The organism is Pseudoalteromonas sp. JC3 (assembly GCF_030291895.1).
Classification (GTDB): Bacteria; Pseudomonadota; Gammaproteobacteria; order Enterobacterales; family Alteromonadaceae; genus Pseudoalteromonas.
This window is the reverse complement of record NZ_CP127855.1, coordinates 151,866-176,306: the sequence shown is the minus strand read 5'-3', so window position 1 is coordinate 176,306 and position 24,441 is coordinate 151,866. Positions and strand designations below refer to the sequence as shown.

Below are 24,441 nucleotides of genomic sequence, written 5' to 3'. Positions count from 1 at the left end.
CCCCCAAATCCACATGTAAGCAGATTTGGAGGGTTTTTATTGTTCTTGTTGTACGATTCAATACACGTTCTTATAAAAAGAACTCTTCTTCGTCTTCTTTGAGAGAAACTTCCCCTCTACTCAATTGAATAGACTCAATATAGGAAGCAATTGTCCGCACCGTGGCACTTTCAAAAAGCATAGAGAGCGGTAACTGCACTTTAAACTCTTGCTCAACGAAACTAGCAAATCTTGTTGCTAAGATTGAGTGGCCACCAGAGTCGAAGAAGCTCGCTTCAACACTAATTTTTTCTACTCCCAAAAGAGTTTCCCACTGCTTACAAAGACTGCTTTCAATTTCTGTGTCGGGGGCAACATAAACTACTGTTGAATTGACTTCTCCCACCTTGGGCAAGGCTTTCCGATCTATCTTTCCATTGCTATTGATTGGCATTTGCTCAAGTTTTTGAATAACGCTTGGAAGCATATAAGAAGGGATCATCTCGCGTAAGCGCTCTTTTAGCTCTTGCTCGGATATATCGGATGATTCATAAAAAGCAAGTAACTGAGTCCCTCCGAGCGTATCTTCGTGTGTCGTAACCGCAGCTAATTCGATGTTACACGCTAAAATGGCAGCTTCCACTTCATTTAAATCGATTCGGTAGCCTCTTATTTTAACCTGTGAGTCTTTCCTTCCGACAAACTGCAATACCCCATCAACGCTCGCTTTCACAAGGTCGCCACTGCGATATACTGGCCATTCCAGGCCTGCTTCAGCACATACACTTTGGCTTAGAAATGCTTCGTCATCTACCGAGTTAATATAACCTTTAGCCACCCCAAATCCGCTAATGTAAAGCTCGCCTACAACCCCTGCAGGTACAGCTCTCATTTCATTGTCTAATATCGATAGATTTACATTGAGTATGGGTGAGCCAATATGAGGGCTTGAGTTTGTTGTTATTTCTCCCCAACAAGTGTTGATGCTACATTCAGTTGGACCATACATATTAAAGGCTTTTCTTGCTATAGATTGCTGATACTTGGCTACTTTATTCCACATCACAGGATCAATTGCATCCCCTCCGATAAGCCAATTTACTTGAGGTATTTCAGCTAGCCTGAAGATTTCATTTATCATCACAGGAGTACTATCTACAATATCAGCCTTTAGTAACTGTAGCTCTGAACACAATATGCTAGGGTTATACCTAGCTTGTTCGGACACCATACAAAGTGAAATACCGTTTAATAAAGCAGATATACCCTTCATCGCCCCATCAAATGCACCTGATAGTGTCCAGCCCCAGCGACTCGCTCCGGTTGCTTCCAGAATGTCTGCCTTTAGTGCAGTACTATGGTTTACCAAATTTTGGTGACTTACAACGACTCCCTTAGGCCGACCAGTAGAGCCCGAAGTGAAAATCACATAAGCTGCACTTTTGGCATCAATAGTCGTTGGTTGTGGTTCTGAGGTATAGCTTGTAGCCTCCTCGATGCATAAATCCAAGTTAGCAAAAGGTGCGCTGACCTTTTTTGACAGCTCGTCATGATCACCTAGAACAACTGTCACATTAGCTTGGTCACATATGTAGCTCACTCGCTCTGTTGGGTAACTTGGATCAATGGGTACAAAGGCTGCACCACATTTCAAGACAGCTAGAACTGCAACGACATAGCTCTGTGAACGATTGACGACAATACCGACAAATTTGTTTTCTTTAACACCATGAGTTTGGCGTAAGTAATTTGCTAACTGATTCGCCGATTTATTAAGCTCAGCGAAAGACAGTGTATTTTGCGTTGTAACCACTGCATCCACATCAGGCGTCTGAACGGCAGTCGCTTCAAACAGGTTGTGCGCTAAGGGTATTTCTTTACAGCTCTTAGGCCACCCCGTTTTAGATGTTATTTTGGGAAGCTCACTACTAGGTAAGCAAGCTAGCTTCGTAACTTCTCCAGCATGACCAGATACTAGCGCCGAGCAAATACTTGCCATCGCAGATGCAAAAATATTTTGCACTCTTGAGGCGTACTCTCCCATCGCTTTAACTTCAACGGTGAACGACTTCTTATCATTGAAATCATCAACTGAGACAACCAAAGGGTAGTTCGTTGTTTCCTTCAGGGATAAGCTACGCAGACCTAAAGTACTTTGCACCGCACTCTCAGATTTTGACCGTCTATAATTAAATAGCGAACTAAACAAAGGAGTATCCGAAGTTAACCCACTCTGTTGCTGCGCTATAGCCAAAGGTACATGCTCAAATAAAACGAGTTCATTTAAGCATGCTTCCGTTTTTCGCAACAGCATTTCGGCACTCAGGTTCTTAAGTTCTAAGTGTACTGGGACAGTATTTATCATCGTCCCCATCACTTTATCAACCCCACTTACACCATCAAGCCTACCCGACATCACCGTCCCGAATATCACTCGACTACTAGCACTTGCAATAGAGATTGTTAGAGATAAAGCCATGTGGAATAGAATAGCGGGAGATACACGATATGCTCGAGATAATGCTCTGATTTCTGCACTCAATTTTTCAGATAAATCATGATTCAACTGAACAACATCGCTACCATCACCATGGACACTCGACAAGTTAAATGGATAACAACCTTGCGTTACATCATTTAAGTAATCTTTATAAAATGCCTTTGCCGCTTCTAAGTCACAGTGTTCCTTAATAAACGCTATTTGCTCTCTAAACTGATGCGCAGGCGCTTTTAATTCTTGCCCATTTAAAATTGCAGCAAGCTCTTGACCAATCATCTCTAAACCAGCGTGATCTACGATAAGGTGATGGCACTGAATAACTAAATAAGACTTTGTAGTCGTTGAATTTCTTGCCAAGGTTATATTTACTAAAGGTGCTTGGCTAATTGTCATCTTTGAGCGTAACGACGGTGCTATCACTTCTAAAACGTCGGTATCATCGTCATCGCAACTGAACTCCCATTCATCCACAACGAATTCAACTTCTTTACATACAACTTGCACAGGTTCAGCAACGCCTTGCCACTGAACTTGCGTTCTTAGTACATCATGCCTTAATAGAATGACCTCAAAGGCCTGCTGCAACGTTGATAAAGAAGTTGTTTGTGGTAATTCGATGACAGAATTTAGAATATAAGGATCCACGTCAGCGCCAAGCATATAGTGGAATAGAAACCCTTCTTGAACAGGGCTCAGTGGATAGATGTCCTGAATATTATCAATTCCTTTAGGAACTAGCTTCGCAATACTTTCGAGCTCACTGTTAGAAAGGTTTACAAGTGTCAAATGTTCGGGTTTAAGACTTTCTCCATCTTGCAACTCCTTGTTCTTAGGCGCTTGATACAGCCGCTTTTCACCTTCATTTACGCTCACTACATCCGCTAACTCTGCTAACGTATTTACGGAAAACAAGTGGCGAGCTTCTATAATGATGCCTTTACGCTTAGCTTTTGAGATCAGCTCCATACCTAAAACAGAATGCCCACCAAGAGAAAAGAAGTTATCTTTCCTTCCTACTTTTTCCAATCCCAAACATTCTGCAAAAAGCTCACACAATAGGGCTTCAATTTTATTTTTGGGAGCTTCATACTCAGCGAGTGCTTGGCTAAAGTCAGGTTCAGGTAAAGCTTTGCGGTCAAGCTTCCCATTTGCGGTCAACGGGAAGCTTGGCAACAACATAATTGCACTTGGCACCATATAATCAGGTAAGGTACCGAACAGATACTCGCGAATACGTGATGGCTTCCACTCTTCTGTCATTACAACGTATGCAACTAACTGAATGTTTTTTGACTTGTCTGGTACAGCTACGACATGCGCACCTTCAACTTTTGGATGAGCAAGCAACTGACTTTCAATATCACCTATCTCAACTCGGAATCCCCTAACCTTTAGTTGATTATCTAAGCGACCTACAAACTCAATGTTACCGTCTGGTAAATAACGTCCTAAATCACCTGTTCGATAGATTTTTTGTTGTAATTCAGGATGGTATAAGAAATGCTTTTCGGTAATTTCACTCGCATTGTAGTATTCACGAGCAACACCTTTTCCGCCGATAAACAACTCCCCCGTCACACCGGTAGGACAGTGTTGGAGCTGCGAATTAAGTATATAGAATGCTTGATTACCTAAAGGCTTACCGTATGGCACACTTCGACGATCGCTCAAATCCTCAGTAATGGGGTAATGAATCGACCAAATCGACCCCTCCGTTGCTCCTCCAAGACTAAAGAGTTTTGCATTCCTAAAGCGACGCCATATACGCTTAGGTAATGAGGTTGGGATCCAATCTCCACTCATCAACACGATACGTAAAGGCGCAATATCTTGTCGGTTATCAGCTTCGAGTAACTCAGTGATTAGTCCCATAGATAAGGGTACTGTATTCCAAACTGTTATTTCATGCTTTTCCAGCATGTCAAGCCAGTGATGAGGGTCTTTCGCCAATTCAGAAGCTGGAAAGACTAGCACTCCACCGACCGCTAACATACCAAAAATATCATATACAGACAGGTCGAAGCTCAATGCAGATACACATAAAACTTTATCCTTATGCGTAACCTCATATTTACTGTTGATATCAAGTAAAGTGTTAACTACTGCTTGATGTTCAATCGCTACCCCTTTAGGTACACCTGTTGAACCTGATGTGAAAATGACATAGGCCAACTGATTTATCTGTTGCGGAGCTCGATAATTTTCAAAGTATGCAATAACCTCTTTGGTAGAAATACCTGTGTTATCGATGCGGCTCAAGTCGATATATTGATACTCTTCTGATGATAATAACTGCTGTTGACTATCAACTAAACAGACTTTTACCTGTGCCTGCACTAAAATATCGCGACACCTTTCAACCGGCCAGCTGGTTTCAAGAGGCAAATATGCCCCTCCTGCAATCAAAATAGCTAATGTGGCAATGACCTGCGCTCTACCTTTTTCAGCTCTTACAGCAACCAGCTCCTCGACAGTAATCTGCCCAGATAGCTTGCTCGCAACGAGCAAAGCATGTCTTAGCAAATCAAAATAGGTCATCTCCCCTTGAGAGTCTACGAGTGCTATGGCAGCTGGAGTTTTTAGTGCTTGCTGTATAAACAATTCATGCATACACAGGTCTTCAAGATAAGCAACAGAAGTCGCATTCCATTTATTTACAACTGTCTCGTACTCAGATGCTGTCAGCAAAGGCATTGTATCTAGTGAGGCGTTGGGGTTAGCTACCGCTTGAGTGATTAGCTGGTTAAAATGCCCTGCCATCACTTTAATCGTATCATCATTGAATAACGCTGTTGCATACTCCCATGTGAACTCTATCTGCTCACCAACTTCTCTCACATGCACTGTTAAATCAAACTTCGTCGTGGTTATTGGCTGTTCCACGTTACTCAATGCCAAATTAGGCAGCTTGAGTGCCTCCTGATCATTATTTTGCATCGCCAACATAACCTGAAATATAGGATGATATGCAGGGCTTCTTTCGATATTTAGAATTTCAACTAAGTTCTCAAAGGGAATAGCTTGGTGCTCAAAGGCTTCAAATATGGTGTTCCGGCTTACTTCTAGCGCCTTAACTAAACTTAATTTGGCAGGGTTGATAGTTCGTAAAACAAGAGTATTGACAAACAACCCAATTAGTCTTGCAAGCTCAGCATTATCCCTTCCCGCGACAGGGGTTCCTATAACAACATCATTTTCATTACTGTAGCGAGACATCAATGCAGCGAAAAGCGCATGAACTCCGGCAAAAAGTGATGCATTTTGCTCAACACAGAATGTTTTCAAAGCCTTACTTTGTGATGCGGGAAGTTGAATACTAAATGTCGTACCTTGGTTATCCGGCCTTTGTGGTCTCGGTTTATCAAGTGGCAAGCTATGCGCCATAGGTATGTCTGCAAGCTGCGTTTTCCAGTAGCTACCGAGTTGATCTAGTAACGTTCCGCGCAACTGTGCCTTCTGCCACACCGCAAAGTCTGAATATTGGATAGGCAATTCAGGTAAGCTTACATCACGATGTTCGAGCACTGCACTATAGCACTCTACAAATTCGTTTATTAAGATCCCTAACGACCAACCATCAGAGGCAATATGATGCATGTTCACCCCAACAACATATTTGTTATTGGAGAGCTTGATGAGATGACAACGGATCATAAGATCATTTTCTAAATCAAAACTTCTAGATGCCTCTAACCTGAGCAGTTCAGTGAGCTTTTTATTTACCAGCTCCGCACTTAAATGCTCGATAGAGGTTTGCTTGATAGGGAAACTTTCAATATCGTGGACCTGCAAAGTAACTTGACCATCTAGTTCATGGTATGTTGTGCGTAGTACTTCATGTCGCTGTATAACTTCTACAAACGCCCGTTCAATAGCGTGTAAATCTATTTCACCCTCTAACTGAAAAGCACCTGGCATGTTATAGTGGGCGCTTCCGCCTTCAATATTATCAATCAACCAAAAGCGCTGTTGGGCGAAAGATACCGATGCCTCAGATGCTTTCTCGATAGCATCTTGAGTACTGTAACCGGGACTTGAATTTAAACTTGATAATCCTTCAAAAAAGGCAATGATTTCGTTTTTATTTTGAATAATTTTTTGCTTTAGCTGTTCTGGAAACTCATCTACAGATAGTTCATATTTCAACTGTCCTGCTTCATCTAATGAGAGAAAAACCCCTGCCGACGCAGCATCATTAATTAATTCCTTCACCATTATCATACTCCTTAATAAGTGACTGGTGAGCACAAAAACTCGGGCCGGCTTGAAAGAGACTTGCTTACGTTACTCACTTTGTTGTAGGTCAGAATAAGCAACCGTCTATCCGTTGGCCCTAAGTTATTAGGGCTACCATGAATAGTTTGTGGATGGAAAACGATGACATCGCCTTTTTTACCTATTGCGGGAGCAACACCATTCATCTGAATTTGCTTGTCAACTTCTTCAATTGGCACTTGGAAAGTAAGCGCTGAAGCCACATCATTCGACCATGATTTATCAGGCTGAGCTTCAAGCGTTATATTTTGGCAGAGGTTCCCTTGCGTATGCGAGTTTGGAATAAACCACAAAGGACCAGAAATAAAGTCCACATCATCGAGAAATATGGCGATATTGACTAGTTCTTCTTTCTCTATATGGTCATTATTATGCCAAAACACAAAATCTTGATGCCATGGCCAGAATTCCCCAACCCCTTTTTTCTTAACATTTACTTTGGATTGATGCACATAGCAGTTGTCACCTAGGGTTTTCCGAACGATACCAAGTAATTTTTCCTGTTTTACTAATGTGGAGAAAAACTCATGGTACAAGTGAATACCATGAATGCCGCGTACCGTAACTCCATCTTGCTCATAGACAACCCCCCGTTTTTCAACACCAATATGATCTCGAAGGTGCATTTCTAAGGTCTCAATATCGTTTTGAGAAAACACGCCCTCTAACTTAACCACGCCTTCATGTAGATAATTTTCTAGTGATAGTTTAAGTTCTTTCATAGCACCCCCTCCTCCTTGATTGTTTGTCCAGCCTTTAGGCTCTCAACATTCTGCAAATAATTTAGCTCATCGAATAAGCGCGCTTGCTCCCTCAAAATAGGGGCTTCCATAATCGTTTTTACTGATAGTTTTATGCCGGTTTCTTGCTGGATCCCAGCAGAGAGTTGTGATGCAAGTAACGAGTGCCCACCTAAGTTAAAGAAGTTATCATTACGGCCTACTTTCTCAACATTGAGCAATGATTGCCACGCACCTTGAAGGCGGTACTCTGTCGGAGTTTCAGGTTCACTATAGTGACTTTCTAGTACCGAGAAATCAGCCTTAGGCAACGCATTTTTGTCTACTTTTCCGTTGATATTAAATGTAAATGAAGTGACTTCGATAAATAAGCTTGGACACATGTAGTAAGGTAGCTTGGAAAGCAAAAATTCATTTAGCTCAGTTTGTGAAGGTGTTCTTCCCTTTACAGTAAAGTAAGCAATTAGCTTGCTATCTCCGTTGAATTCATCACATTTTACGGATGCCATATCTACGTCTGGATGCAATGCTAAGGTAGTCTCCACTTCACTTAGTTCAACTCGGAAGCCTCTCAGTTTCACCTGTTGATCGCTTCTACCTAAATACTCTAAGTTGCCATTTGACGTCCAACGAACCAAATCTCCCGTACGATAAAATCGCTCACCCAAATGAGGATAATGAGGTAGCTCAGTAAACTTTTCCTTCGTCAGCTCAGGCTCTCCGAGATACTGATCGGCCAAGCATGCACCTGTGATATACAACTCCCCCATAGCGCCTACAGGTACTTGATAGCCAAACTCGTCAAGTACCAAGCAGCTCACATTCGCTATTGGCGACCCAATATTAGGTATATCAGCCCAAGTCTCTGGTACTTTTGAGAGATTTAATGCAGTCACAACGTGTGTCTCTGTAGGACCATAATGATTAACAAGTTGTATTCGATTATTGCGTGAAAAGAACTTTCTGATCGCTGGAGTTATTTTTAGTTGCTCAGCCGTAGATATCACACAATTCAGTTGCGCTGGATTGACGTGACTTTCTACCCAATAACTCAATAAAATGTGCAGCATTGAGTGTGGCAAATTTAAAACGCTGACATCATGATCCACAATCGTTTTACTAAGATAGTCTAGGTCACTCATACACTCTCGACGAGTTAGTACCAACTTACCATGGTTACTAAGTGCCATAAAAATATCAGTAAAGCTCATATCAAAACCGATTGATGCGTATTGCAACCAAGTAGGCTGTTTCGTTAAAAGAGGTTGAGCAACCCCAATGGTCACAATCAAATTCAACAGCGCTTTATGTGACATCTGTACCGCTTTTGGTTTACCTGTAGAGCCTGAGGTGTGTAAAACATAGCAGGGCGACTCTAGTAGCCCCACTTCGAGCACCGGATTAGTAACTGGGTAATTACTCAAAATTAGCGATGACAGTTGCCTTTTATTATTGTGCTCACTGATGCACGCCTGAGAGCAGTCTCCATATATCAACAAGCTATTTGGGTAATTTTGTAATATCTGATCAATACGCTCTAAAGGTAATGCTTCGTCGATTGGAATATAGCCTGCACCCGCTTTCAATATGGCCATCAACGTTATGATTTGATCTATGCCCCTCGGAACTAAAAATGCCACTAAATCACCAGGTTTAACATTCTCAGTCTCAATTAAGTAATGGGCTAATTTATTCGCTTGCGCGTTTAAACTGCCATAGCTAATTGTCTCTTCTTTATCAACTAACGCGATACTCTCTGGGTAATCTCTAGCCGTGCTCTCAAATGCTTCTTGCACAGAGGCACCAGCAAGAGGAACCGCTTCTTTCGTCTGTAATTTCTCTAGCTGTATTTGTTGCTTCTTATTAACTATCGAGAAATCTGAACAATTTATTTCGGGATTATTTAAGAAGGTATCAATGAGCAGTATGAAGCTGTCATGCAAACTCTTAATCGTTTCTTCTTTAAAAAGTGCTGTTGCATACATCCAACTAATATTGAGCTCATCATTAAGCTCCGTGATGTGAAGCTCTATATCAAATCGCACAGTATGGGCATCAAAGTTTTTCAGCTCCATTTTTGTGTCAGCGAACTCAAGCATCATCTCAGGCGTGTTTTGCATCACAAATAGCACCTGAAATAGATTTGAACCGCCTACCAAGCGCTCTCCCGCCCTCTCAGAAATAAGCACATCGATTGGCACTTCTTGATGCGAAAAGTCATTCAATAGATTCGTTTTATTCTGTCGAAGAATATCAATTAAGCTTTGTTTAGCATCAATTTGTACTCTTGTTGGTAAGGTATTAACAAAAAAGCCTATTAATGACTCCAGCTGAGGATTCAGCCTATTTGCAATGGGTGCACCTATAGTGTTGTCGTATTGACCACTCACTTTAGCGATTAGCACACCAAGCAGGCCATGTAACAGCATGAACAAGGTTGTCTCTTCTCGTGCAGCAAGTTTTTTCAGTTTAGCCAGCCTCAGGGAATCAAGCTTAAACTGCTGTGTCCTACCGCTATAATCCAACTGACGTGGGCGTGGAAAATCATATGGAAGTTGATTTACTTTTGGCGCACCCTCTAGCCTTTCAAGCCAATATTCAATCCCTTCTTTTTGCATTTCCATCCATTCAGGGGAACGCTGCCAAAATGCATAATCTGCATACTGAATATCTAATGGAGCCAAACTCTCATCTGATTTCTCAACCGCATGAAGATACAATTGACATAGCTCTTTACTACAAACACCACCGGAAAATCCATCTGTTGCGATGTGGTGTATAACAAACAACACTAAATATCTTTCTTTCGTTCTAAATAATTTAACTCTGATAGGAGCATCACGTTCCAAATCAAAATAGATATTTATACTTGTTCTGATCTGCGCTTCTATTTCTTCATCGTTTTTATGAACCACGGAAACAAGCTCGCAGATTTTTGTCATGTCGATACTTTCCATTGGCATCACAAACTGAAACGGCATTCCTAAATTTTCGCCATAACAAGTCCGCAATATTTCATGCCGCTCTATCAACTTGCGCACAGCAAGTTGAAAGCAGGAAAAATCAATCTCACCACTAATATCGAATAAGAAGTGACTGTTGTAATACTCGTTGCCTGACGCAAACTTTTGCGCTAAGTACAAGCTTTGCTGTGAAAATGACAGTGGTATTTCACAAGCTTTATCGACCTTTTGAATCGTGTGGCGTTTCTTATTATCTTTATAAAGCTTATTTAAAAACGACTTCAACGCTTCTTTATTACTTATCAGTGTCGTCTTCAGGCTATCAGGAATTCCCGTTTTTGGTAATTCACAAACCAGCTTGTCACCTTTGATATTTAATTTAACGTGATGAGCCCGAAGCTCTTGTAAAAGTGCCTCAACATTCATAGTTCAAGCACCTCAACAGGTTCAGTCGTATCGGCCTCACTATTTTCTTGCTCAAGTAACCACATCCGAGTTTCAATTAATTCGGAAAGTGCAGAAATAGTTGGTAATTGCAATAATTCCTGAAGTGGTATCTCAAATTCAAACTGCTTGCGCATTTTGGTTACTAAGGCAGCCGCCATTAAGCTATGCCCACCCATTTCAAAGAAATTATCTTCTATTCCAACTGGGCTATACCCCAAAACTTCTTGCCATTGCTGCGCTAGTAGTGATTCAAGCTCCGTTCTTGGTTCAACATAATCAGGCGCAAAACTTGGACGGCTATGATTGGAAGCCAATGCAAGGTCATCACTACTACCATCAATTTGAGACTCTATATTTGCAAACTTTAACTCTAAGCCTTCACCTTTGACATCCATACTACTACCAAGAATAGTCGCAAGCTGCTCTGTAACACCTTGTTGCATCGCCTTGATAGCTGCCAATTGTGCGTCTGACAACGTCGTATGTTGTTCAACCGCTTTTAACTCCCAACGTAATGCCCCCTCTACAAGCGGTTTTGTGGTGCTGGGCATATCAGAATCTTTCGTTAAAATTAAATCAGGTTTAAATAACTGCTTACCTGTTGCTGCAGGTTCAATCCAATATCTTTTTGGCTCAAATGCATAGGTAGGAAGACGAACTCTGTGGCGCTTTTGCGTAGAATAATACTCTTCAAAAGGTAGTGTGATCCCCGCTGCCCATATTTCAGCACGCGTAAATGCGATACTTTCCAGTGTCAACTCTTGCTCTGCAGGTTTAGGTAATGTACTTGCAACATGAGCTTGGTTATTGCTCAACGTCTTTATAAATGATCGTAAGGTAGTCCCTGGGCCAACTTCAACGTACACACGGCTAGTATCCTCAGACCATAATGTCTCTAAGCCATCATTAAATTTCACAGTTTGACGCAGGTGTTTAGCCCAATATTCTGGGCTGCAAACTTCTTCCTCAGCCCAATCACCCGATACATTTGAGATAAACGGGATAGTTGGTTTATTCATCGGTATTGTGCTTGCAAACTCTATGAATGGCTGAAGTGCAGCAGCCATCATCCCGCTGTGAAACGCATGAGATGTATGTAGCAGAGAAGCTTCAATTCCTGCTGCATTTAGTTCAGCTAATAAAGCGTCAACTGCTTCAGGCTGCCCTCCCAAAACCTGTGAATGTTCGCTATTTTGAACGCAATGCCAAACTCCCTCTCTTACCCAGTTAGACACTTCACTTGCAGCGATTGGAATCGACAACATTTTGCCATGTGGCATACCCGCCATGAGCTCACCACGCTTTGCAACGAGTCTTATTGCATTTTCCAGAGTAAATACACCGGACAAACACGCTGCAACATACTCACCGATACTGTGACCAATCATGCTTTGTGGTTTTACATCCCAACTTATTAGCAGTTTAGCTAGTGCATAACTAACACTAAATAAACTTAATTGAGCATTCTGAGTTTGTTTAAGTTGTGTACTGGCAGCAGTTGAATTCTCACAAAACAAAAGTTCTTTTAAGGACAAAGAGCAATGCGTGTGTATTAATTCAAAGCACTGATCTAAATGCTTTTTGAACTCAGCTTCATTTTCATATAAAGCTTTCGCCATACCGACATACTGACTACCTTGACCGGGGAACATAAAACAAATATCTCGCTCTGTTTTGTTCTGGGCACTATGGATCGTGAATCGCTTGTCGTCTCCTGTCAGCTTATTCTTTAATTCATCTATTGAACTGACAACAGTGACAAACTTGTGTTTAAAATTTCTCCTACCGACTTGTAACGTGTAAGCAACGTCAGCAATATTTAGCTCTGGGCAGCACTTCAAGTGCTCAAGCAGGTTTTCTTTCGTTTTTACTAATGAGGATGCTGTTTTTGCAGACAACACGATTAGATGAAGTCCACTAGCTGAATCAGACTTAGGTAACTCAGGCGCTTCTTCTACGATTAAATGTGCATTCGTTCCACCAATGCCAAATGAACTAATACCAGCTCTTAACTTGTCACCTGCACTTGGTTCCCACGGGATCGTTTTATCAACAACGAAAAATGGGCTATTAGCAAAATCAATTTTTGGATTAGGTTGTTCAAAGTTTAGACTTGCAGGTATCTTGTGATGCTCCATCCCCTTCAACGTCTTTATCATACTGGCAACTCCCCCCGCTGATACGAGGTGCCCAATATTTGTTTTCACAGAACCAATGCCACAGAATTGCTTTTTATCCGTATAGCGTTGAAATGCTCTAGTCAAACCAGATACTTCTATCGGATCCCCCAAGTTAGTACCTGTTCCATGTGCTTCTATATAGCTAATCGTCGCAGGATCTATCTCTGCGCTTTCAAGAGCTTCTGTAATACACCTCGATTGCCCTTCTGGGCTTGGCGCGGTATAACTTGCTTTGTCCCCGCCATCGTTATTAATTGCACTGCTCTTTAGTACACCAAGGATCTGATCGCCATCTTCTAGTGCATCTTCCATGCGTTTCAAAGCAACAAGCGCAATACCATTCCCAGCAACTGTACCGGCAGCCCTCGCATCGAAGGCTCTACAGTGACCATCAAAGGACCCTATGCCGCCCTCTTGGTAAAATAAAGCATCTTCTCTTGAGTTTGATATTGTAACTCCTCCAGCTACCGCAATGTCACATTGATATGCAAGCAACGCTTCCCTCGCATAGTGAACAGCAACAGCTGAAGACGAACATAAAGTATTAATATTGATACTAGGTCCAGATAAGCCAAGCTTGTAGCTTGCTCTTGTCGAGACAAAGTCTTGTCCCGTTGAGAGAGAGACTTTAAAGGTCCCAACGTCCCTTACATAGTCTTGGTGTGATAATAAGTTTCTCGACAGATAGGAACTAGCACCGGCTCCACTATAAACACCAATGATGTTGTCGCCTTCTTCAGCACCATAACCCGCTCTTTCTAACAGCTCCCAAATTACCTCAAGGAAGATCCGATGCTGTGGGTCTAACAATTCAGCTTCTCTAGGCGAGAAACCAAAGAATTCAGCATCAAAATTCTCAACGCCTTCAAGTACCCCCTCAGCACCAACAAAGTTCGGGTTTTCTAAAAGTGCAGGATCAACCCCTAAGTTCAATAGCTCTTCTTGACTAAAAAACCTGACTGACTCGACACCATTTTCAAGGTTATGCCAAAACTCTTCGACACTGTTTGCACCGGGGAAGCGACCAGCCATTGAAATAACGGCAATGTCATCCTGATAATATTCTTTTAATTCTTCTGTTGATTTCATTTTCTGTTAGTCCTTTTGTTGTTTTTTTCTGCGGCGAAGGGCTGCTGCTTTTTTCTTCTCAACTCGAGAAGAAACCTGAGATAAAGTATCGTCATCTTCGTTAGATGAAGAGTCTATATATTCGGCGAGTTTTTGAATTGTCGGATAGTTATACAGTTCAACAACCGCTATTTTTTCATCAAATGTTTGTTGTACTTTTTTATGGATCTGCATCAAAACGAGAGAGTCCCCACCAAGCTCAAAGAAGTCGTCTTGAATCCCTACTTTTTCTAATCCAAGCATTTGCTCCCAAATTGACACTAATGATTTTTGAGTGGGAGTTTTTGCTGCAACAAAATCCACTTCCAAATCAGGTCTAGGTCGTGTTTGTTGTGGTAACGCGTCATTCAGGTCGAATAAACCAGTGTCACCATCTGCGGAGTTTTCATAGCGCTTTATAAAATCCGATGCTGCATACAAAGTTACTGGCTGACGGTGAGCTAATGTCTGTTCGATAACACTCATTGCAGTACTATTATCAATGCCTGCAGGCATCGCTTTATGTTTATATACAAATTCACTAAGAGGTATATTGCTTACCTTACTTGAAGAGCTAGCTAAGTCTGTTTCAATTTTCTTCATCGTGAAATTTGAAATAGTTACTAGCTGCTCTCCTGTTAAGCTGAGTAAACAAATATCAAAGCTCATGACTCCCGATTTGCTGTCCTGACTCTGCAACTCGACAAAACTATAAAACTGACCTTCTAGCTTCGAATATTGGGTAAGCTTTGCATAGCTAATTGGTATATAGACGCCACCATCAATAAAAGCTCTCAGATAAGAGGTTGCGCAATCCAGTAAGGCAGGATGTAAACTGTAGTCATTAATATCAGTATCGAACTGTGCAGGTAAGTGCATTTTAGCTAGGCCTGAGCGCTCGCCGATCCACACCTTTTCAAAACAGTTCCATCTCTCACCATACTTCATCAACTGATCGTGCTGCTCTGCATTTCGGCTCACACCAAGAGCTTGAGCCCCAAGGTCTGCAGCACCAGAAATATTGTCGAATACTCTTCCTTGAATTGAATTAATTAGCTCATTAATCGACATGCTTTCTGGCTGCGCGCTCGAAACTCCACTTACCTGCCCTTTCGCATGAATTTGGTACAACTCATTACTCGGCTGATAACTCGTAATTTCGAATTGAGTACCATTGCCATCGACTGTTAGGTTGGTATATAAATCAGACCAATCTCCTGCAGATAGGGCTGCACCAGATAAAAAGTATACGTCTTTTAAAGTGATGTGCTTTGAAGGGGTTGAATGCTGAAATGCAGCTGCAGCCATCTCCAAATAGGTTGCACCAGGAATCGTTGGTAAACCCATAACCCAATGCTCAGCAAGCGGCCAATCCCTCTCTGTATGAAATTGCTTACAGTAGACTGTCTGGCCTGACTCATTGATAATTTGATCGCCCAACAGTGGATGAGTTTGATGCGCTGTAATCCGTCTTCTGCCATTTAATGCCTCTACAGCCATTCCAGCTTCTTTCCAAGCATCCCAGCGAATACTGAAAACTCTATCTATACCTCTACTGTGAGCTGCTTCTGCTATACAATCCAAACCAGCATTGGCTGAGCTATAGTCACTTTGACCCATGCCACCTAAAATCCCCGTAACCGAAGAAAATAGTACGACGAACTCCATCTCTTCACGCTCGCAAATATCAACCCAAGCGTTGGCAGTTCCCAGCTTTGCAGCTAGTACCTTATGCACAATTTCATTTGTTTGGTTCATCACCATCGTTTCACCTGGCAGTCCCGCTAGGTGAAATACACCGCTAACTTGGCCAAACTCAGTGACGGCTTTGTCCCAGATTATTTGAGCTGATCGCGGTGTACTTACATCCGCCTCAAGGCAAGTTACATTGGCACCATAGGAGTTCAATTCAGCAATAAGAGGAGAAGATGAACGGTCTGTTCGACTCACTAACACTAAGTTTGCTTTATATGTTGACGCTAAATAACGAGCAAGTTCTTGTCCTGCACCTCCGAATCCACCTGTAATTACATAAGTCGCATTATCACGAATAACTACAGGTGAACTGCTCTTTTCTAGCTCCTTGCCAATTTTTAGAAACTCTGGTTGCCAAAGATTTCTGCCTCGCACCGCACTTACAGTGGACAATTTTTTAGAACGTATTATTGGAAGTAACTGAGACTGACTAAAACTTGAACTATCAAAGTCAATTTGATGCGCTGAGATGTTCTGATGCTCTTGAGAAATTACTTTCAGTGTGCCGTACACCAGCCCTTGTTCGGGTTTAAGCAACTCTATACCTGTAACGTTACAAGCTTCTGTTGTTATCGCAAACCAACTCATCTCATCTTGGTAAGAGACATTTGAGAATGCTCTTGCTAAATGGAGATATGTGAGGATGCTATGATAGTTGTCAATAGTGCTTAAACTTGGCCAAAATGAGATAATTTTTGTCGGTAATGTCACTAACCGCGTTAATTCCGCAACTAGCTTTTCATAATCTTCAAATATTTCCGCTCTCATAATGTAGCGGTTTTCATCCTCTCGCTTAAATACTTCTCCAACCCTAACAGTCGTTATTGTGCTTGCTGTTTCCAACTCTAACTGCTTGATAATATTTTGGGAAAAATGACTGTTATCATCGAGAACGAGTATATTACCTTTATTGTCACTATCCTGTGATAGGAGTGATAGCGCTTGTTTACTCCACTGTTGCTTATAAAATCCTTCAACATCCTCTTCTGCCGTTTCTCTAAAACCTGAAAACTGAGTTTTATAAACTTTGCTATCAAATTGATAAGGAGGAAGGTCGGCGATCTTGTTAAAACCTTGAAGTACCCTGCTCCAATCAGGTTCAATATCAAGCGTATAAAGCTGCCCTAAACACTTATTGAATGCTGTATGTTCATTCTTTTCGTTTCTTTTTGCGCGGGTGGTATGCAGGACTAAACTCTGACTTTCTAATTGCCCATGGCGTGACACAATGTTGGCTAGCGTATTACCTGGACCAACTTCAACAAAAGCTCGACTTGGTCCTGACAACAGCGTGCTGATACCTTTGTGAAATTGAACCGTATGACGCAAGTGCTTAACCCAATAAGAGACATCACATAGTTCCTGCTCACCTGCCCAATCACCTGTCACATTTGAGATAATCGGCATATTGGGAGTATTCAGTTGAATCCCTTTGAACTCAGCTTCAAAGTCACTTAACAGTGGATCCATTAATGAAGAGTGAAATGCACTTGATGTATTGAGCTCTGTAGTTTCTAATCCATTGCTTCGTGCATCTGAAATAAATATCTCAATATCCTGGACTGCTCCAGCAACAACATAGTTCTTTTCAGAATTAATAGTCGCAATTGATACATTCGACCACTTTGAGGTGTCAAACTGAGTCCAACTGCCGTTCACTGCAATCATTTTCCCCGGCGTAGCACGAGACATAATTTGGGCTCTAGCGCTAATCACCTTTATCGCGTCTTGAAGGCTGAATACCCCAGCAACTGTCGCAGCAACATACTCACCAAGACTATGCCCAATTAACGCACTAGGCCGATACCCTTTATCAATTAGACTTTGAGCAATTGCAAACTCAACGGTGAACAGTGTAAGTTGCGCAAGTTTTGTTGCTCGTAACTGTTCGTCACTTGCTATCTGCTCAGTATTTCCCCAAAGTAATTCGCATACATTAACACCTGTGAGCTCATCTATGTGTGTAGAGCATAACTCTGCTACTTCTCTAAATTTTGTATCATTCTTATATAGCCATTGTGCCATCTTAGAGTATTGAGAGCCTTGACCACTAAACATAAATACCAGTGATTCAGGGTGCAGCTCCTTATTAAACGCTGTCGCTATGTATTGATTGTCGGCATCATGAACAAGTGCAGACTTAATACTCTGCTTTGAACGCTTAAATAACATAGTATAAGCAGCAGATAGTGAATCGTTAGTATTTGACCGCAACCAGCTCTGCATTGCGGCTAAGTTACGTTGTAGACTCTCTTTAGAATGACCAGTAACAGGAATAAAGGCAGCACTTTGTTGCACTGATTCCATTGCGGGTTTTCGATACTCTTCTAAAATAATATGCGCGTTTGTTCCACCAATCCCAAACGAGCTGACGCCGGCACGTTTTACCCCTGCTGATGGCCATTGCTGGAAGTGATCCGATACCATTAGCCCAGATTCAGAAAACTGGCACTTCTGATTTGCATCCTTGTAATGCAAGCTTGCTGGAATCCCGCCATGCTTTATAGCGAGTACCGCCTTAATAAACCCAGCGATACCTGCTGCGGTATCTAAATGGCCAAAGTTGCTTTTTACTGAGCCAATTAAACAAGGCGTTGATCTATTAACGCCATATACTTGGTTCAAAGCCTGCACCTCTATAGGGTCTCCCAGCTTTGTTCCTGTTCCATGAGTTTCAATGTAACCGATGCCTTGTGGCTCAACACCAGCAATCTGTAGTGCTGTACTTAACACATCTCGCTGGCCTGCAACACTTGGTGCGGTATATCCTACTTTATTATTACCATCGTTATTAATTGCTGAACCTTTAATAACAGCATGAATTTGATCACCATCGGTAATTGCATCATGTAGTCGCTTTAAAACGACAAACCCGACTCCATCACTCAAGACCGTCCCCTGAGCACTTTCATCGAATGGCCTACATTGACCATCAGGAGCGAGGATCATTCCCTCTTGATAAACATATCCTTGTATATCTGGTTCAACTAAAGCTGGGTTGGTAGATAATGAAACAGCTCCAGCTAACGCAATATCACTATCCCCACTTAACAGACTTTGACAAGCTTGGTGAATTGCAACTAAGCCTGTTGAACAAGCTGACTGTACAGTCACAGCTGGACCATTTAGATTGAACTTGTATGCCAAACGAGTATTAAAAAAGTCTCGACTAACGAGATTAATTATCTCGTAAGCTTGTGCACCACCTTCAGAAGCGGCTTGGCTAAATTGAGCTGTCCATAATGGGTTTGCTGAAGCTCCACCAAAAACGCCCAGCAACCTCTCATTTAACGTCTCTCTCCCACAACCAGCATCTTCAAGAGCTTGCCAAGCAGTCTCATGATAGAGCCTCAATTGAGGATCCATTAAAATAGCTTCACGCTCACTATATCCAAAAAACTCTGCGTCGAAGGCCATCGCATTTTCCACAACCCCCTTAACTGGAACATAAGAGTCTTGCGATATCAGCTCACTATCCACACCTGCACGCTCTAACTCTTCAGAAGAGAATGTTGACAATCCACACCGGCCTTCTCGCAACAATTGCCAAAACTCTTGTGTCGAGTTCACTTTGGGGAATCGCGAAGACATACCTATGACTGCGATTTCAGCACCATGATAATTTTGATTAGTACTCATTGACTTGTTTCCTTGTATTCAATCTTCTTTGAAGCCTTGATTTGCCTGATTGAAGTTGCTCTGTTCGGCTTTTTGCCTCGGAGTTGCGGGTCGCAGAGGCATCAATGACTTGAGCCAGCGCGTTAAGTGAGGGATAACTAAACATATCGACAACAGTTAGTGACAAACTCAATGCTTCATTCAACTTTGGCACAAGCTCAACCATTTCTTGGGATCTTGCTCCTGCATCAAAAAAGTTTGTCTCTGCATCAAGGTGAGGTATCTGAAGGTGATGGCAAATAACGGCTGCCAGCTCCTGTATCAAACGATCTTCATTTTCAGTTGTGCTTACTTGTGCAAAACTCGAAGGTAGTGAAAGCGACTTACTATCTAGTTTGCCACTTGGTGTTAAAGGAAACGCTTTAAGTGCTTGCCAATGGCTTGGAAGCATATGTAATGGAAGGTATTCAGAAGCGGCGGCTCTCAAATGTTCAGAGGATAACTCATCATTTTCAGAGATATAGTAAGCACATAAACACTGATGACCAGAGTCAGATGTCTTGATTAGAACAACTGCGTCAGAGATATTCGGTAACTTTTTCAGTATTGACTCTATTTCACCTAGTTCTATTCTGTACCCTTGGAATTTAACTTGAGTATCTATTCGTCCTACAAATTCAACACTACCATCTGCCTGTATTTTCGCTAAATCTCCCGTATTATACCAACGCTCTCCATTACAACTAATGAAGCGACTAGCAGTTAGCTCAGGTTGATTAAAGTAGCCTTTTGCCAACCCCTTACCACTGATGTATAACTCACCCGTCCAACCCACAGGCATGAAGCTATGCTGGCTATCTAGAATTGCCATCTGTGTATTAGCGATTGGATGGCCTATTGAATTTACACTCCAACTCTCTTCCACTCGGATACAGCTTGACCAAATTGTTGTTTCAGTTGGCCCATACATATTCCAAAGCGCATCAACCTTGCTTGTTAGCTCAGTTGCTAAATGCTGTGGCAGAGCTTCTCCTCCCACAAGCGCCTTTAAGCTAGGTTTACCTTGCCAGCCAGAAGCTAATACCAACTTCCATGCGCTAGGAGTCATCTGTACGATGCTGGTATCAGGTTTGTTAATTTCATCAACCAAACCTTGCAGATCATGGGTTATACGTGAAGGAAATACTTTGACCGTCGCTCCACTTATTAACGGAAGTAATAGTTCTAAAATAGATATATCAAAACTAAATGGAGTGACGGCTAATAATCTATCTCCATGGCTGATTCCTGGTTTTTTCCTCATTGAGAGCAAAAAGTTAGCTAAAGATAGATTCGAAATTTCAACGCCTTTTGGCGTACCTGTAGAGCCCGAGGTATATATAACATAAGCAGTGCTATCGTTTTTGGCTACGGTAGTCGAGCCAATTTCAACAGCGGTATTTTCACAAAGTGACTCTACAATATAAATCTTATCTGTTAGCTCAAATGCTAACTCAGAGAAATCACTATCGATGACAAGCAATGAAATATTACTGTCATGTGCCATATGCTTTAGGCGGCTAACTGGATAGCTCGGATCCATCGGCACAAAACCAGCTCCAATTTTACTCAGCGCTACAATCGCTTCCACCATTCTTTCTGAGCGATGAAGCATTAGCCCTACGAGATCACCGGCTTTGACCCCGATTTCCTTGAATCTCAATGCAAGCCGCGTTGAAGAAAGATCTAAGGCTTCATAAGTAAGTTCTCTGTTTTGACACGACACAGCTACGGTATTCGGAGATTTCCGCACTTGCTCCAAAAATAAGGTAATAAATGGTTGTATTTCCTCATCAAGTCCAGTGTCGGACAGAGATAACGATTTATTTTTCTCAGATGTAAGCATTAATTCAGAGAGTTTTACCTCTGGATTATTTGAAACTTGTTCTAGAAGAGAAAAAAGTATTTCTAAAAGCTGTGCAATTTCCTCTTTTGAAAAGTACCCCATGTGATAATCCACCTGTAGTTCAACAGGCTGCACTTCTCCATTGTCCCAAATGGTTAAGTTAAAAGGAGTAGTTTGGAAAGGGTTTTCGATATAATGGTAAGATGCATGCGCTTTAGCAAAGCGACAACTATTATTTAATTTTAAGAAGTTCACACACACATCATAGAGACCACTTCTTGCTTCAGGGCCCATATCAGAAACAATATGACCAATTGGGTATTTCTGATGTCGATATATTTTTTTTTGCTCAGAAGCTACATAGCTAAGAAACTGATCAAATGAGGTGTCTGATGTATAAGCTAGCGATATAGGGCTAACACTTGTATATAGAGCTATATCATTCTTTTGTTTCGCTGATTTTCGATTGTGAGCTGGTAACCCTACATTAAAATTACGCTCTCTATATAGTCTAGAGAACATTATAAAAACAAGAGACAAAAATACAGTACCAGGGGACTTAGCTAGAAACCCTTTGTTTGAAAATAAGCTTTCATACTTATCTCGCGCTACTGAAAAAACAACTCTCTCACTTGAGCTTTTCGATTCCAATTTCCTATTTGGAACAAGTATATTCCTTTTAGAACAATGCAAGTAAGACTTCCAAAATTCCTTATCTTTCTGATACCGTTCTGACTCCAAGTATACTGAGTCTTGTTCAAAATAGTTTTGCTGCGCGTGCTCATTAACCTGATATTCTTTTGATTCATAAGCTTTTGAAAGTGCCTCAGCCCATAGCGCAAACCCCCAGCCATCAATCAGCAAATGATGCGCTACACCTACAAACCAGATCCTTTGATCTGTCAGTTGAATGATATAAGTTTTGTAGAGGCATCTTCCCTTAAGATCAAAGGGCTGAGAAAATATTTCTTTCACAAGCTCCTGCGCTGACTTAATCGGTTCAATAGCGTCTCTATAATCAACCACCGTAGACTTAATATGTAAAGCGTTATCAAATCTTGCTTTGGGACCATCATGCTCATGCTCAATAGTCAAACTAAACATAGGGTTACTTGCTATAACCTGATCACTTGCTTCTAATAAAGATGTGACATTTGCCGAGCTTATATCAACATATCCACCAATATTATATTTAGCATTACCAATACAATGTAGCTGATCGAAGTAAACATCCTTCTGCGCTAGAGAAAAATCAAACCTCATATGCGTTATCCTTATTATTTTCTGAGTTTTTAAAATTTGATTTTTCAGCCTTAGCCTCGCCATAATTTAACCTTGAAGCACTTAGCTGAACCTCTCCTTTATCTAAATGAACGAGCTGATCTGATAAGTTATAATATCTATCATCATGAGTTATAACTATAATCAACTTATTTCTTGACTTTAAAATAGGTAGGATTTCTTTGTAAAAAATCTCTCTAAATTGAGGATCTTGATCTGCAGCCCATTCATCAAATAAATAAAAATCTTTATCTTCTACAATACTAGCTATTAATGCTAACCTTCTTTTTTGACCATCTGAAAGTTCTAAAGTAGAGAATCCATCTCCTTCTAAAAACACCTTCTCATCGAGGTTAAGCTTCACTAACCAATAATTAATTTCATCTATAACATCACTATTTTCTAAATCAATTCCATGCAGCTTTTCAAATAAGTGATAATCACTATAGATAACACTTATTGACTGGCGATAACTATCAATATTGCTTTCATCAACTTTCACATCATCAAAGATAATATTTCCCGATGTTGCCCTATAATGAAGTGTAGCGACCTTACAGAAGGTTGATTTACCCGAGCCATTCCCTCCAACAATAAAAGTTATTTCTCCGCGTCTACAACTAAAAGAAATTGGGCCAACTTCAAAATTAGATTTTTTATAAGAAAAGCAAGTATTATCGAAAGTTACTTTTTCCCAGTTACTAACCGGGGTTAATTCACTCTCTACCTCCTTAGACAAAGATGCAAGAATCAGATCTACTTTATTATATGACGCATTAGCTCTATAAATTGGAGCTATTGATTGCAATATCCATCGAATTGGGCCGGATATATATAGCAGAACCATAACTATACCCAGTAATTCACCATGACCAATCGAGTAGTAATTAACAAAAGAGAAAACCAAAACGGCGATAATTAGATAGGTTAATAGCATCCCATAGTTTTCAGCAAAGATTGTATAGTTATACGTTTTAGTAAGTGTTTCACGCATTTCATTTTCAGCTTTAAGCAACTCATTTTTAATAAATGACTCTCGCTTAACATTATTAACTTTCAACTCTTTCGCTCCCATTAGTAAAGAGCGAAATGATTTTTGAAGTTCATCTGTTTCTTGTCTTGATTTATTAAAAAACCTCATGGAATAGATGATAGGAATTTGATAGGTAATAACTGAAACAACTAAACAAACCAATAAAAATAGAAATGCCCCCATACTTAAAAAGTAGATATATAAAAATACACCTAACAAAATAACTGAACTGACTAACAGACCAGGAACTGCTTGCGCCCCCATCATAATTCGACTGATATCTGTACTTAATACAACGAGTAATTTAGAAGTTCCAACTGACTCAAGGTTCTCGATTGGAGCCCCTAGAATCTTTTCAAACAATCTTTTTCGGATATTACTCGCAAGCATTAATGCTGACTTTTGTAATGCAATCATTGACACTGATTGCAAAATAAAAATCGCAGCGCAAATACCTAAAAATAACAGCGCTAAATTTGGATGTGCTATTTGCACGCCCAGTACCTCAACAAAATCTGCGGTGCCGTCTAATACATAGCTAAACTCTTCAATTGCGATTAGAATAACTGGAACTAGCGACGCGTAGATAAGGCCTGCGATCGCGCCGCTCAACAGTGAAATAAAGACAGAGTTAGGCGCCGTCTTTCCTAATTCGGAGAGTAACCTCATTACAATTCC

Annotated in this window: 7 protein-coding genes; all 7 read right to left on the bottom strand. The window is 41.1% G+C overall.

Going from position 1 to position 24,441, the window contains the following annotated elements; genetic code table 11:
* Positions 1-70 precede the first annotated feature (70 nt).
* Genes QSH61_RS00720 through QSH61_RS00690 form a run of 7 tightly spaced genes read right to left on the bottom strand, consistent with a single transcriptional unit; the run spans position 71 to position 24,432 of the window.
* Entirely contained in the window at positions 71-6,694 is a 6,624-nt protein-coding gene (locus QSH61_RS00720; protein ID WP_206472332.1) for a non-ribosomal peptide synthetase, read from the bottom strand.
* A gap of 11 nt (positions 6,695-6,705) precedes the next feature.
* Positions 6,706-7,476 (bottom strand): phytanoyl-CoA dioxygenase family protein, encoded by a 771-nt coding sequence (locus QSH61_RS00715; RefSeq protein WP_010604336.1) that lies wholly within the window; start codon positions 7,474-7,476, stop codon positions 6,706-6,708.
* Entirely contained in the window at positions 7,473-10,883 is a 3,411-nt protein-coding gene (locus QSH61_RS00710; protein ID WP_206472330.1) for a non-ribosomal peptide synthetase, read from the bottom strand. The genes QSH61_RS00715 and QSH61_RS00710 overlap by 4 nt, the downstream gene beginning before the upstream one ends.
* Positions 10,880-14,173, bottom strand: coding sequence for a type I polyketide synthase (locus tag QSH61_RS00705; protein WP_206472328.1), 3,294 nt, complete (start codon positions 14,171-14,173; stop codon positions 10,880-10,882). Before QSH61_RS00705 ends, QSH61_RS00710 begins: the two co-directional genes overlap by 4 nt.
* Positions 14,174-14,179: 6 nt before the next feature.
* A complete protein-coding gene (locus tag QSH61_RS00700; protein WP_206472326.1) occupies positions 14,180-19,585 on the bottom strand; it encodes a type I polyketide synthase in 5,406 nt (1,801 codons plus the stop codon).
* Complete coding sequence (locus tag QSH61_RS00695) at positions 19,575-22,712, bottom strand: non-ribosomal peptide synthetase (RefSeq protein WP_206472324.1); 3,138 nt, start codon at positions 22,710-22,712, stop codon at positions 19,575-19,577. Before QSH61_RS00695 ends, QSH61_RS00700 begins: the two co-directional genes overlap by 11 nt.
* A complete protein-coding gene (locus QSH61_RS00690; protein ID WP_010604331.1) occupies positions 22,702-24,432 on the bottom strand; it encodes a cyclic peptide export ABC transporter in 1,731 nt (576 codons plus the stop codon). Before QSH61_RS00690 ends, QSH61_RS00695 begins: the two co-directional genes overlap by 11 nt.
* Positions 24,433-24,441: the final 9 nt, after the last annotated feature.